General features: G+C 71.6%; 15 protein-coding genes. 1 reads left to right on the top strand and 14 read right to left on the bottom strand.

Annotated features, from left to right (window positions below; genetic code table 11):
* Positions 1–59 precede the first annotated feature (59 nt).
* A complete protein-coding gene (locus tag AB0K21_RS12645; RefSeq protein ID WP_364149582.1) occupies positions 60–1739 on the top strand; it encodes a bis-aminopropyl spermidine synthase family protein in 1680 nt (559 codons plus the stop codon).
* Here AB0K21_RS12645 and AB0K21_RS12640 read toward each other — a convergent pair.
* From AB0K21_RS12640 to AB0K21_RS12575, 14 genes are all read right to left on the bottom strand, one after another.
* Entirely contained in the window at positions 1705–2325 is a 621-nt protein-coding gene (locus tag AB0K21_RS12640) for a hypothetical protein (protein WP_343968725.1), read from the bottom strand. The genes AB0K21_RS12645 and AB0K21_RS12640 overlap by 35 nt on opposite strands.
* 71 nt (positions 2326–2396) lie before the next feature.
* Complete coding sequence (locus tag AB0K21_RS12635) at positions 2397–3209, bottom strand: hypothetical protein (RefSeq protein ID WP_364149580.1); 813 nt, start codon at positions 3207–3209, stop codon at positions 2397–2399.
* A gap of 29 nt (positions 3210–3238) precedes the next feature.
* Complete coding sequence (locus tag AB0K21_RS12630; RefSeq protein WP_343968721.1) at positions 3239–3958, bottom strand: VIT1/CCC1 transporter family protein; 720 nt, start codon at positions 3956–3958, stop codon at positions 3239–3241.
* The gene (gene lgt, locus AB0K21_RS12625) at positions 3955–5079 is read right to left on the bottom strand and encodes a prolipoprotein diacylglyceryl transferase (protein WP_364149578.1); all 1125 of its coding nucleotides are present in this window, start codon (positions 5077–5079) and stop codon (positions 3955–3957) included. Before lgt ends, AB0K21_RS12630 begins: the two co-directional genes overlap by 4 nt.
* 26 nt (positions 5080–5105) lie before the next feature.
* Positions 5106–5870 (bottom strand): thioredoxin domain-containing protein, encoded by a 765-nt coding sequence (locus AB0K21_RS12620; protein ID WP_343968717.1) that lies wholly within the window; start codon positions 5868–5870, stop codon positions 5106–5108.
* On the bottom strand, positions 5870–6379 hold the full coding sequence (locus AB0K21_RS12615) for a MauE/DoxX family redox-associated membrane protein (RefSeq protein ID WP_343968715.1): 510 nt from the start codon (positions 6377–6379) through the stop codon (positions 5870–5872). Before AB0K21_RS12615 ends, AB0K21_RS12620 begins: the two co-directional genes overlap by 1 nt.
* A 232-nt stretch (positions 6380–6611) precedes the next feature.
* Positions 6612–7406, bottom strand: a complete 795-nt coding sequence (gene trpA / locus AB0K21_RS12610; RefSeq protein ID WP_343968713.1) for a tryptophan synthase subunit alpha — start codon at positions 7404–7406, stop codon at positions 6612–6614.
* A gap of 58 nt (positions 7407–7464) precedes the next feature.
* Positions 7465–8634, bottom strand: a complete 1170-nt coding sequence (gene trpB, locus AB0K21_RS12605) for a tryptophan synthase subunit beta (protein WP_343968927.1) — start codon at positions 8632–8634, stop codon at positions 7465–7467.
* 78 nt (positions 8635–8712) lie between these two features.
* A complete protein-coding gene (trpC, locus tag AB0K21_RS12600; RefSeq protein ID WP_343968711.1) occupies positions 8713–9522 on the bottom strand; it encodes an indole-3-glycerol phosphate synthase TrpC in 810 nt (269 codons plus the stop codon).
* A gap of 169 nt (positions 9523–9691) precedes the next feature.
* On the bottom strand, positions 9692–10132 hold the full coding sequence (locus AB0K21_RS12595) for a DUF2752 domain-containing protein (protein WP_364149574.1): 441 nt from the start codon (positions 10130–10132) through the stop codon (positions 9692–9694).
* Between the two features lie 76 nt (positions 10133–10208).
* Positions 10209–10619, bottom strand: a complete 411-nt coding sequence (locus tag AB0K21_RS12590) for a DUF4190 domain-containing protein (RefSeq protein WP_343968707.1) — start codon at positions 10617–10619, stop codon at positions 10209–10211.
* 188 nt (positions 10620–10807) lie between these two features.
* The gene (locus AB0K21_RS12585; RefSeq protein WP_364149572.1) at positions 10808–11383 is read right to left on the bottom strand and encodes a Trp biosynthesis-associated membrane protein; all 576 of its coding nucleotides are present in this window, start codon (positions 11381–11383) and stop codon (positions 10808–10810) included.
* A complete protein-coding gene (hisI, locus tag AB0K21_RS12580; protein ID WP_364149570.1) occupies positions 11380–11727 on the bottom strand; it encodes a phosphoribosyl-AMP cyclohydrolase in 348 nt (115 codons plus the stop codon). Before hisI ends, AB0K21_RS12585 begins: the two co-directional genes overlap by 4 nt.
* Positions 11717–12424: a cache domain-containing protein gene (locus AB0K21_RS12575; RefSeq protein ID WP_343968701.1), complete on the bottom strand. Its 708-nt coding sequence runs from the start codon at positions 12422–12424 to the stop codon at positions 11717–11719. The genes hisI and AB0K21_RS12575 overlap by 11 nt, the downstream gene beginning before the upstream one ends.
* Between the last annotated feature and the right edge of the window lie 21 nt (positions 12425–12445).

Raw genomic sequence — 12445 nt, 5'->3', positions numbered from 1 at the left:
GGTTTGTTTAACACGCGCTGATGGCACGACATTCCAGGTCCGGGCTTTAAGGTGGCCGAATGGAACCGAGCGCCCCCGCCGAATCGGGCGACCCCACCGGCCTGACGGACAACGGAACCGCTGACGCCCCGGGCGTGTCGGAGGTGCCGGGCGGCCCGGCCGCCCACGAGGGGGTCAGGGCGCTCGTCGCCCGGCTGGGCGTCGACGGCAGGCGGCTGAGGATCGCGCTGGCGGCGCTGGGCGACGGCCGCTGGTGGACTCTCGCCGACCTGGTCAGGCGGACCGCTACGTCGCGGCGGACCATCGAGGCGCTGTTGCGCGAGGTGGACGGGGAGCTGGAACGCTCCGGCGACCGCTTCAGGCTGCCCGCCCACTGGGCCGGGCAGGAGGTGAGCGTCCTCGCCCCGGCCGACCCGGTGGCGCATCTCCTCTCCGGCCGGGCGGAACTGGTCGCGCGGATGGACGAGCTGATCGCCAAGGCCCCCCGTGGCCGCCACACGCTGGACCACGTCGCCGCGACCGGCGACACCGTGGTACGGCGGGCACTGCTGCTGGACGCCCGGTTCTGGCTGGACGGCGCCCGGCTGCTGTGCGTGGGCGACCACGATCTGACCTCGCTGGCCACCGCGATGCTGCACCCCGGCGTCGAAGTGACGGTCGTCGACGTCGACGAGCGCATCCTGGCCTACATCGCCGGCCAGGCCGACCGGCTCGGGCTGGCCGTGCGGACCCGCTGGGCCGACCTGCGCCTGGGACTGCCCGCCTCCGCGCGGAGCTGGGCCGATCTGGCGATCACCGACCCGCCCTACACCCCCGAGGGGGTCGGGCTGTTCGTCGCCCGCTGCGCGGAGGGACTGCGCGACCGCGAGCAGGGCCGGATCATGCTGGCGTACGGCGCGAGCGAGCGCACCCCCGCGCTCGCCCTCAAGGTGCAGCAGGCCCTGTCCCAGCTCAATCTGGTCAACGAGGCGATCTACCCCGACTTCAACCGCTACCTCGGCGCCGAGGCCATCGGCTCGGCCGCCGACCTGTACGTCCTGCGCCCCACCACGAGAACCTGGCCGGCCGCCGCCGCCCGTACCGACTCCTCAGGCACCGCCATCTACACGCAGGGGCCCCAGTCGGTGGAGTCGGCGGACTCGGCAGCGGCCTCCGCCCCGGACTTCGCGGCCGGGTTCGAGGACGGGTTCGTCCCGGAGGTGCTGGTGGGCGAGTGGCCCCGCGACGTGCTGCCCAAAGCCCCCAGAGCGCGCCTGGCGACCTGGCTGGCCAAACCCTACGCCAGCGCCCCGGCCAGGGTGGCGATCTCCGTACCGGCCGGACTGGAGGCCGCGCTGCCCCGGCTGCTGCTGGCCACCCGCGCCGGGGAGGTCCGGGTCACCCTGGCCGCGGCCCCGGTAAACCTCCCCGCCGACCTGCTCGCCCCCGTCTACGACCTCACCGTCGAGGGCTCGTCCGTACGCGCCGTACGGACGGCGCCTCGCCAGGACGACGCGGCCCGGATCCTGCGCCGCGTCCTGGACAACGCGCACGGCAAGCTCGCCAACACCTGGCGCGAGGCCCTGATCAAGGTCCGGGGCGAGTTGACGAAGAAGCAGGCCAGGGCGGTCATCGCCGCCGTCGCTCCGTGGGCGGAGGAGGTCACGGTCCTCGAACTGCCCGCCCACCGGCTCCTGGAACTCCAGGCCGCGGTGCGAAGCTCCCTCAGCGCACCAGCCGGCGCTGGATCGCCAGGCTGAGGCCGTCCACGGCGACCTGCGGGTAGGTGAGGTCCACCCGGCCCCCCTCGACCACCGGGGCGACCCAGCTCACCGTGGCGTAGTGCCCCAGGGCACGGGCCTGTGCCCAGCTGCGGGAGCCGTCGAAACCCTCGGGCGTGTCGGGGGCGGGCCGGACGAAGCCGTCGCCCCTGAGCGCCGTCACGAGCCTGTCCGCGGCGGCGGAGTCCGCGAGGTTGAAAATCAGGAACTGGCCGGAGATCTCGCCGTCCTCGCTCTCGTAGCGGGCCCGCAGCGCCTGCGTGCACCCGTCGAGCGCGTCCAACGCGCTCCCCCAGGCCGCCTCGGCGCAGTCGGCGAGGGTCTCGGTGGCCTTGAGCGCGAGCCTGGTGGTGCCCGCCGACACCGAGGGGCCGGGGAACATCTCGGCGACGGTCAGCGGCTGAGGGTCGAGGGCGCGGGTCGCGATGGGCGCGTAGTGGGCCGTGCTGGGCTCCGCACGAAGGACGGCGGCGCGCGGGTCGGGCCCGCCCCCCAGCAGGAGGAAGGCCGCCACCCCGGCGACCACGACCAGCACGGCGACGGCGACGGCGATCCACTTGCGCATGGGGAGAGAGCTTACTTCGACAGGCGGGACGGCAGGGACCACTGAGCCGAGGCGGACACGGAAGCGGCGGGCTACTTGGACGGAGCGGGCGCGGGGGAGACCGCGACGATGCGGCGGAAGATCGCCTTCTCCACGCCGCGGACCGTCAGGGACAGCGAGACGAAGTCGTCCTTCGGGCCGGGATCGGCGCCGTCGGTCCTGCCGATCCAGACCAGGCCCGCGTAGTGCCCCATGGCGTGCCCGCTGGACTCGGTGTGACCCCCGGCCGGGAAGACGGCCTTGCCCGCCTGGAGCGGCCGGACCCAACCACCCCGGTGCAGGGTGGTCAGCGTGTTCACCAACGTGTCGGCCGAGGCGGTGTCGCGGAGGTTGAACAGGGTGTACTGGGCCACGTGGCGGCCGTCCGCGCTGACGTAGAGGCCCCTGGCCACCTGGGTGCACCCGCCCTGGACGAGCAGGTCGGCGAGCCCCTGGCCCCAGGTCGCCATCGCGCAGTCGGCCTCCAGGCGGGTGGCCGCCAGTCTCAGCGTGACCCTGCCCTCCTTGAGGGTCCTGGTCGCGAAGAGATCCTTGACCGTCAGCGGCTTGGGGTCGGCCTTGCTCTGCGCGATCGGGGCGAACACCTTGGAGGAGGGCCAGCCCTTGTAGGTGTCGGGCCTCGGCTCGGTGCCGATGACCGAGGCGGTGGCCCGTTCGGGCACGTAGTCGTTGCCGATCGCGGAGATCGCGAGGGTGAGGGCGAGGGCGGCGACCAGCACGCCCGCCACCGCCCCGAGGATCATCAGCAGCCGCTGCTGGGGCCGGGTCAGCCCCCACTCGTCCAGCCGGGTGATGTTCTCGGTCTGGGGCTGCGCCCTGGCGGAGGTGCGGCGGCGCTTACGCACGGGTGTGGCGGGCGGACCGGCCGGAGGGGTCACAGTCCGACCCCTCCCAGGAGGGTGCCCAGGCCATAGGTCAGGGCCGCGGCGACCGCGCCGACAAGAAGCTGGCGCAGCCCGCTGTACCACCAGCTGCGCGCGGTGACCCGGGAGACCAGCGCGCCCGCGCCGAACAGCGCCAGGCAGGAGATCACCGCCGAGGTCGTCAGGCTGGTGACCCCGAGCAGGTATGGCAGGAGCGGCAGGAGCGCGCCCACGCCGAACGACAGGAACGAGGAGATCGCGGCGATCCTGGGCGAGGGCAGGTCCTGGGCGGTGACCCCCAGCTCGGCCTGGGTGTGCACCTCGAGCGCCCGGTCGGGGTCCATCGAGATCTGCCGGGCCACCTCGGCCGCCACGGCGGGCTCGACGCCCCGGTCCTCGTAGAGCTTGGCGAGCTCCTGCTGCTCGGCCTCGGGGTGGCGTTCGAGCTCGCGCCGTTCGACGTCGATCTCGGCCAGGGCGAGTTCTCGCTGGCTGGCCACCGAGACGTACTCACCCCCGGCCATGGAGAACGCGCCCGCCGCCAGCCCCGCGACCCCGGCCAGCACGATGACCGTGGTGCTGGCGGTGCCGCCGGCGACACCGGCGATCAGGGCGAAGTTCGAGACGAGACCGTCCATCGCGCCGAACACCGACGGCCGCAGCCAGCCGCCGTTGACGTCGCGATGCCGGTGGTGCATCTCGGCGCGGCCCCCCGAGTCGTCACCGCTCACCGGGACCCTTTCTCCTCCTGGTCGGCCAGGTCGGACGGGTGGGCCGGATCGACCGAGTCGTCGGCCGCGAGCGCGCCGGAGACGAGCCTCGGCTCGCCGTCCTCCTTCACCGTGTCGCTCTCGTCGCTCTCGTCGCTCTCGTCGGGGTCGGCCAGGTCGGACGGGTGAGCCGGGTCGGCGGTATCCTCCCCGTCCGAGGCGGCCGGGGTGACGGCTGGCTCGGCCTCGGTGCCGGCTCCGGCCTCGCCCTTGTCCGCGTCGCCGGTCTCGCCCTGCACGGGCTCGACGGCCGGATCGGGCTGCGGACGGACCTGCTCGGCGTCGCTCTTGTTCCTGGCGTACCAGAAGTAGGCCATCGCCCCGATGAACAGGACGATCGAGGTCCACTGGTTGAGCCGCAGACCGAGGATGTGGTGGGCGGTGTCGACCCGCAGCCCCTCGATCCAGAAGCGGCCCACCGTGTAGCCGGCGACGTAGAGCGCGAACAGGCGGGCGTGCCGGAGCGCGAATTTGCGCCCTGCCCAGATGAGGACCAGTGCCAGGCCCAGGTCCCAGATCGACTCGTACAGGAAGGCCGGGTGGTAGGTGTCCTCGCCCGGCACCGTGCCCGGCCGGTCGGGGTCGATCTCCAGACCCCACGGCAGGTCGGTGGGGCTGCCGAACAGCTCCTGGTTGAAGTAGTTGCCCCAGCGGCCGATGGCCTGGGCCACCGCGATCCCGGGGGCGACGGTGTCGGCCACCGCGGTCAGGGAGATCCCCCTGCCGCGGCACCCCAGCCAGACACCCACTCCACCGAGCGCGACGGCACCCCAGATGCCCAGGCCGCCGTTCCAGATGAACAGCGCCTCGATCGGCTCGTTGGGTGCGTCCGGCCCGAAGTAGAGCTGCCAGTCGGTGATGACGTGATAGAGACGTCCGCCGACCAGGCCGAACGGCACGGCCCAGACGGCGAGATCCACGATCGTCCCCGGCTCACCGCCGCGGGCACGCCAGCGGCGCTCGCCGATGACTACCGCGACGACGACGCCGAGCACGATGCACAGTGCGTAGGCCCGGATGGGGACCACACCGAACAGATACCAGACCCCCTGGGAGGGGCTGGGAATCGAGGCGAGGGGCATGTCAGGTGACGTTACCGTGTCCCGGGCTACTTGGCGGCATCAAGAACGGCCTGACGCAGATCGGCCGGCTTGAAAGCCACATTCGTGTCCAACTCGGTACCGTTGAGCTTCAGCGTCGGGGTGCCCGTGAGCTTCTGGGATTCCATGACCTTGGTGCTGTATTCGAGGTGCGCGGGCGCCTTCTCCTGACTGGTCACGCACGACTCGAAACCGGGGTCGGTCACTCCGGCGTCCTTGCCCCAGGCGATCAGATCAGGGATCTTGAAACCCTCCACGAGCTCCGAGGGCTGCTCCTTGAACAACTTGTCGTGGAAGGCGATCCAGGGAGCGCCCCCGGGGATGCAGCGGATCGCCGACGCGGCGCGCAGCGAGTTGGCCCGGGTGATCCCCTTGTTGGTCTGTTCCTGGAAGATCGTGATCGGGTGGTAGACCACCTTGGCCTTGCCCTCGGCCGCCAGGTTCTTGATCGTCGGGCCGCTGGTCTCCTCCAGCGCCCTGCAGGCGGGGCACTGGAAGTCCTCGAAGACGTCCAGGACCGGCTTCTCCACCCCCGGCCTGGCCATGACCACCGAACCGTCCCCGGCGACGGTGATGGGCGCGAGCGAGGCCCCGACCTGCTCGGACTTGCTGCTCTGGGCGGCGAACCACCAGCCACCCCCGACGGCGGCGATCGCGACGACGGCCGCGGTCGCGATGGTCGCCACCCGCTTGCGCTTCTCTCTCCGCAGTTGTTCCTCGCGCTGCGCCTTGATCCGATCACGCGCCGACTGCTCCCGCGCGGCCTTGCCCATCAGTAAGCCTCCTTCTCCTGAAGCTCCCCGTCATCGCTCTCGACGTCCTCGTACGACTCCTCGCCCGGGGTGAGCCCGAGCGCGGAGTCCAGCGCGAAGCGGCCCGGAGGGAAGATCGCGACGAACACACCGAGTCCGAAGAGACCGAAGTCACGCAGGATGTCGATGAGATAGTCGGGCTCCACCCCGGCCGCCAGCTGACCGCCGCCGCCGAAGCAGCCGCAGTCGATGCGCAGCCCGCGCGCCCACGCCGAGGCGATGCCGATGACGAACGCCAGCATGAGCAGCGCCGAGATGACACCCGCCGCTCGGGTGAGCAGCCCGACGACCAGCAACAACCCCACGACGATCTCCAGGATCGGCAGGCCGTAGCCGACCGCCGTGGCGAGCGATTTGGGGAGCAGATCGTATGCCTCGACCGCCTGAACCGAGAGCACCGGAGCGCCGATCTTGCCCCAACCCGCGACGATCAGCACTCCCGCCAGCACCAGCCGTGAGACGGTCGTCACCCAGGGTAGCGCCGAAATCACGATACGCGACCTATTGGGCGCGGGGTTATCAGAGGTCACGAGCACCATTCTCCTATTCCAAGCCCCGGCCACAGACGTCTTCGGCGAATGCCAGGTATTCGAGGAAAACCTCATCACGAGCCCGATAAGCATCGAATAAGCCCGCCTGGCAGGCGCTGACGTGGGAGCGGCCCCTTTCTTCGAGTAGGGGATCCGCTCTCGAACGGGCTCGTCAGCCGCGGACACCCGCCGCCAGCTCGGCGCCCAGTTCACGGACCGAGGCCAGCCCCGAGGCCTCGTCCGGCGCGTCGAGAACGCGGCGGATGAACGCCGACCCCACGATGACGCCGTCGGCGTAACCAGCCACCTCGGCGGCCTGCCTGCCGGTGCCGACGCCCAGGCCGACGCAGACCGGGAGGGAGGTGTGCGAGCGGGTACGCTCGACCAGGCCCTGAGCGGCCGCGCCGACCGAGTCGCGGGCGCCGGTGACGCCCATCAGCGAGGCCGCGTAGACGAAGCCGGTGCAGCTGTCGACGACCGCCTTGATACGGGCCTCGGTGGAGCTGGGCGCGACCAGGAAGACCGTGTCGATCCCGGCCCCGGCACTGGCCTCGCGCCAGGGCCCGGCCTCCTCGGGGGTCAGGTCGGGGGTGATGGTGCCCACCCCGCCCGCGTTCGCCAGGTCACGGGCGAAGCGGTCGGCGCCGTAGCGGTCGATCGGGTTCCAGTACGTCATGACCAGGGTGGCGGCACCGGTCTTGGCCACGCCCTCGACGGTGCGCAGCACGTCGGCGATGCGGGTGCCGTTGGTCAGCGCCCGGTGTACGGCGTCCTGGATCGTCGGGCCGTCCATGAGGGGATCGGAGTAGGGCAGGCCGATCTCGATCACGTCGCAGCCGGCGTCCACCATGGCGGCGGCGACGGCGATCGCGCCCTCCTTGCTGGGGAACCCAGCGGGGAGATATCCGATGAGGGCGGCGCGGCCGTCCGCCTTGGCCTTGGCGAACACCGTCTGAAGAGTCGTCATCGTTGTTTCCGTTGCGGTTCGTCCCCTCCGGCACGCCGGAGGGGAGGCAAGTCGGTAGTCAGAGGTTGAAGTACTTCATCGCGGTGCCCATGTCCTTGTCGCCCCGTCCCGAGAGGTTGACCAGGATCGTCGCCTCGGAACCCATCTCGCGACCGAGCTTGAGGGCACCGGCGAGCGCGTGTGAGGACTCGATCGCGGGGATGATGCCCTCGGTGCGGGCGAGCAGCGAGAAGGCGTCCATCGCCTCGGCGTCGGTGATGCCGTGGTAGGTGGCGCGGCCGGTGTCCTTGAGCCAGGCGTGCTCGGGGCCGACGCCCGGGTAGTCGAGCCCGGCTGAGATCGAGTGCGACTCGAGGGTCTGCCCCTCCTCGTCCTGCAGCACGTAGGTGCGCGAGCCGTGCAGCACCCCGACGGAGCCCTCGGTGAGGGTGAGCGCGTGCTCGCCGCTCTCCAGGCCCCGGCCGCCCGCCTCGTAGCCGTGCAGCTGGACGCCCTCGTCCCCGAGGAAGGCGTGGAAGATGCCGATCGCGTTGGAACCGCCGCCGACCGCCGCGGCGACCGCGTCGGGCAGCCTGCCGGTGAGCTCCAGCACCTGACGGCGGGCCTCGACGCCGATGATGCGGGCGAAGTCGCGGACGATCTCCGGGAACGGGTGCGGCCCGGCGATGGTGCCGAAGAGGTAGTGGGTGCGGTCGACGTTGGCGACCCAGTCGCGGAAGGCCTCGTTGATGGCGTCCTTGAGGGTCTGGCTGCCGTTGGTGACCGGGACGACCGTGGCGCCGAGCAGCTTCATGCGGGCGACGTTGAGCGCCTGACGCTCGCAGTCGACGGCCCCCATGTAGATCACGCACTCCAGGCCCAGCAGGGCGGCGGCGGTCGCGGTGGCGACGCCGTGCTGGCCGGCGCCGGTCTCGGCGATCACCCGCGTCTTGCCCAGGCGCTTGGTCAGCAGGGCCTGGCCGAGCACGTTGTTGATCTTGTGGGCGCCGGTGTGGGTCAGGTCCTCGCGCTTGAGGATGATCCGGGCGCCCCCCGCCTGCTCGGCGAAGCGGGGCACCTCGGTCAGCGTGGTCGGCCGCCCGGCGTAGGTGCGCAGCAGGTGGTCGAACTCCCGAAGGAACGCCACGTCGCTCTTCGCCTTGTCGTACTCCGCCGCGACCTCGTCCAGGGCCGGGATGAGCGCCTCGGGCACGTAGCGGCCGCCGAAGACGCCGAACTTGCCGTGGATGTCCGGATCGTTGCCGTGAAGGCCGTTTCCGGCGAGGTCCGCGGCGGTGAGGACGGTTCCTTCGTGCGTTGTCACTGCTTACTGCCCCTCGGGTCGGGATGCGGGGTGGGCACCGGCGGTGACCAGGTCGACCACGGCGGCCCGCGGATCCTTGCCGGTCACCAGGCTCTCGCCGACCAGGACGGCGTCGGCGCCCGCCCTGGCGTAGGCGAGCAGGTCGTGGGGGCCGCGCACGCCCGACTCGGCGATCTTGATGACCCCGTCGGGAACCTTGGGGGCGAGCTTGGCGAACACGTCGCGGTCCACCTCGAGCGTCTTGAGGTTCCGCGCGTTGATACCGATGATCTTGGCTCCGGCGGTGAGCGCCCGGTCGAGCTCCTCCTCGGTGTGCACCTCGACCAGCGGGGTCAGCCCGATCGACTCGGCCCGCTCGATGAGCGAGACCAGCGCGTTCTGGTCGAGCGCCGCGACGATCAGCAGCGCCAGGTCGGCGCCGTAGGCGCGGGCCTCCCAGAGCTGGTACGAGGTGACGATGAAGTCCTTGCGCAGCACCGGGATGTCGACGACGGCGCGTACGGCGGCCAGGTCGTCGAGGGTGCCGCCGAAGCGGCGCCGCTCGGTGAGCACGCTGATGACGTGGGCGCCGCCCGACTCGTAGTCGCCGGCCAGCGCGGCGGGGTCGGCGATCGCGGCCATCGCGCCCTTGGACGGGCTGGAACGCTTGACCTCGGCGATGACCGCCACCTGGTCGCCGCCCAGCGCCGCGTAGACGTCACGGGGGGCGGGCGCCCGCCCGGCCCGCTCCTTGAGCTCGGCCAGCGACACCCTCTCCTGCCGCTCGGCCAGGTCGGCGCGGACTCCTTCGAGGATTTCCTCAAGCACGCTCATTTGCCCTCCCCGCGAAGTTCAGAGGCCAGGTTCGCGAACGCTGCCGTGCCCGTGGTTCGCTCGCTCCGCTCGCTCACGAGTAAGGCCCCTCCCGATCGACTGCCCTTGTCCCGCCGATGCTATCGGCCCAACCGGGGTCGCCCCGCCACCGGGTGAAGCACAAAGGCGACTATGGGCCCAAGAATTCCCCAAAAGGGAGATTTCGTACTATCCAAAACACGATCATTAAAGCCAGAAATAGCCAGACATAGGCCGGACGTATGGATTTCACCACGGGCGGCCCACCCGATTCTCTCCCGGACCGGCCACCCCACCAGGCACGCAGCGCCCAGCGGCCCCAGAGCACGACCAGCACCGGGACCATGAGGGTGACGAGCGGGTTGAGCCCCAGCGCCGTCACCGGATCGCCGTGCACGAGCGCGTGCACGGTCCGCAGGCCGCCGCAGCCGGGGCAGTACAGGCCGGTGAGCATGAGGAACGGGCAGGTCGGGTAGTGGCCGGGCTCGTTCGGGTCGACCGCCCCCACGAACGCGACCGCGGCACCCGCCACCAGCGCGGCACCCAGCGACGGCAGCATGGCCCGCGCGCGCGAACCAGCGATCTTCCCCATGAGCACGGCCGTCGGCACCCCCTCACCGGCCACCCTACTCGCGCCGGACGCGGCCCCGCCTCAGACGACCGTCAGGTCAGGCACCCGTCAGCGAGGCGCTGCCGACGATGGCGCCGACCGCGATCAGCCAGGCCAGCACCGCCAGCCAGCACGCGATCCCGAAGTAGGACAGGACCAGGCCGGCGATGGCCATGCCCCTCCCCTCCTCGCCCGTCCGCTTGATCTGCCCCAGCGAGACGTGGCCCAGCACCACACCCACGATCGAGGTGAGGCCGCAGACGAACAGCCCCGCGATCCCCATGATCAGCGCAGCGATGGCCATGCCGTTGTTACCCCGAGGAGGCGGCGCACCGTAACCGCCGTAGGCGTCGTAGCCGCCACCGGGCGGCGGGCCGTAACCGCCGGACGAACCGTAACCCCCCTGAGAGCCATAGCCACCGCCCCCCGGGGGTTGCCCGTAACCACCCGGCTGATTGCCGTAGCTCATGAATGACTCCCGTTTATCTAAGTTGAGGGCGAAATCTTAGCGAAAACACTCCCGGGCCGAAGGGGTCCGGGCACGCCGTAAGCAAGTCGTAGCCGGGGCGCACACCCCTCGGACATCGGATCTCGGATCTCGGGGCGCGGCGTCGAGGAGAGCGCGCCGGACGCGCGCAGGCCGCGTTTCCGCCGAGGTCAGCGCTCCCGGGGATCCTGATCGATCGTCGGGTCGGTGCCCTCGTCGAGGGCGTCCCACAGTGCCCGATCGCTGGGGGCGCTCTCGGCGGGGGCGGAGCCCCGGCGGTTGTAGCGATCGGACATGCCCGGCCATCGGCCACCCCGCAGCAGGGCCGTCACTCCCCCGGCCAGCAGGAGCAGCCCCCCTGCGGAGGCGACGATCGGCCAGACGACGGCCGAGGCGACCCGCGGCACGGAGTCCACGACCACCGGCGCCTGCTCAGCGGAGATCCGCAGCGCGGCGCCCGCGCCGCTCCCCCACCAGGAGGCGGCCACCACCCCGGCCCCGCAGAGTGCCATCACCGCGCCGACGACCCTGCGCCACACGCCCGCCGTCGCGAGCACGGCGACCACTGCGGCGAGTGCCGCCCAGGCCGCGGGCCCCAGCGCGGGGGCCAGTTCCGCGGCGGGGACCGCCACCTCGCGGGTGCCGTACGTCACGGTGAACCAGTCGCGCCCGGCGGCGAGCAGCACGAGCGCGGCGCCGGCCGCACACGCCGCCAGCCAGGTAAACAGCTCCCGCCTGGCCGTCACGCCCGGGTCACCGCCAGCTCGTCGGCGTCGAAGCAGGTCCGATCGCCCGTGTGGCAGGCGGCGCCCACCTGGTCGACCCTGAGCAGCACGGTGTCGCCGTCACAGTCGAGCGCGGCGGACTTGACGTGCTGGACGTGGCCCGAGGTTTCCCCCTTCACCCAGTAGGACCCTCTGCTGCGCGACCAGTAGGTGGCCCTGCCGGTGGTGAGCGTGCGATGCAGCGCCTCGTCGTCCATCCAGGCGAGCATGAGCACCTCGCCGGTGTCGTACTGCTGGACGACGGCGGGAACCAGCCCGTCGGCGGTGCGCTTCAGCCGGGCCGCGATGGCAGGGTCAAGGGGCATGTGGCAATTGTGCCGCAACCAGGGAGAGGGGTAGCGTCCGGCATGGCCTCGCGAGCAGACCGGGGGCGCCCCTGAAGACCGACCCGGCGAGCCATCTGGCGGTGGTGGAGGCCACCACCCTGCCGTGCGCGTTCACCAGGAAGGCCGGTCCTCCCACCCCGCGGAGCAGCGGCGAGACGGCGACCTCGAAGCGACGCACGAACACGTCGGCCGCCGCCACGCCGATGAACTCCCCGCCCCTCAGCACGGGCACCGACAGGGTCAGGGAGTACTCGGTGCTGCAGAGGAAATCGACGTACGGGCCGGTGAGAGTGTGCTCGGCACCGGAGCGCGGACCGGCGAACCAGTCCCAGTGCGTGTAGTCGTAGAAGGCACTGCTGGAGGGGTCCATGTCCCGGAGCAGCTGCACGGGCTCGCCCGAGGCGCCCTCCTGCCACCACTCCAGATACCAGGGCGCGTCGACGAGCAGGCCGGGCGCGGCGATGAACCCGATGCCGGAGATCAGCCCGCCCAGCCGGGGAAAGAGCAGCGGACGCAGCGCGGCCAGGTCGTCGCGCACCGGCGCGCCGCCCACCAGCCCGACCACGGCGTCGCGCACCTGGTGGAGCCCCTCGAAGACGTCCTCGACGATGCCGCCGACGGCTACGGCCGCCTCGGCCGCGTCGCCGGGCGCCAGCAGCGCACCGTGTTCACTCACTTGATCCATCCGCCCCGGGCA

Origin of the sequence: Streptosporangium sp. NPDC049248, from assembly GCF_040678965.1 — a bacterium.
In the GTDB taxonomy this organism is placed as follows: Bacteria; Actinomycetota; Actinomycetes; order Streptosporangiales; family Streptosporangiaceae; genus Streptosporangium; species Streptosporangium fukuiense.
This window is presented reverse-complemented; position numbering and strand designations above follow the sequence as displayed.

Excerpts from the sequence above, each read along its gene's own strand:
- AB0K21_RS12645 (WP_364149582.1), top strand. The coding sequence starts at position 60 with ATGGAACCGAGCGCCCCCGCCGAATCGGGCGACCCCACCGGCCTGACG.
- AB0K21_RS12640 (WP_343968725.1), bottom strand. The coding sequence starts at position 2,325 with ATGCGCAAGTGGATCGCCGTCGCCGTCGCCGTGCTGGTCGTGGTCGCC.
- lgt (WP_364149578.1), bottom strand. The coding sequence starts at position 5,079 with ATGCCCCTCGCCTCGATTCCCAGCCCCTCCCAGGGGGTCTGGTATCTG.
- AB0K21_RS12620 (WP_343968717.1), bottom strand. The coding sequence starts at position 5,870 with ATGGGCAAGGCCGCGCGGGAGCAGTCGGCGCGTGATCGGATCAAGGCG.
- trpA (WP_343968713.1), bottom strand. The coding sequence starts at position 7,406 with ATGACGACTCTTCAGACGGTGTTCGCCAAGGCCAAGGCGGACGGCCGC.
- trpC (WP_343968711.1), bottom strand. The coding sequence starts at position 9,522 with ATGAGCGTGCTTGAGGAAATCCTCGAAGGAGTCCGCGCCGACCTGGCC.
- AB0K21_RS12595 (WP_364149574.1), bottom strand. The coding sequence starts at position 10,132 with ATGGGGAAGATCGCTGGTTCGCGCGCGCGGGCCATGCTGCCGTCGCTG.
- AB0K21_RS12590 (WP_343968707.1), bottom strand. The coding sequence starts at position 10,619 with ATGAGCTACGGCAATCAGCCGGGTGGTTACGGGCAACCCCCGGGGGGC.
- hisI (WP_364149570.1), bottom strand. The coding sequence starts at position 11,727 with ATGCCCCTTGACCCTGCCATCGCGGCCCGGCTGAAGCGCACCGCCGAC.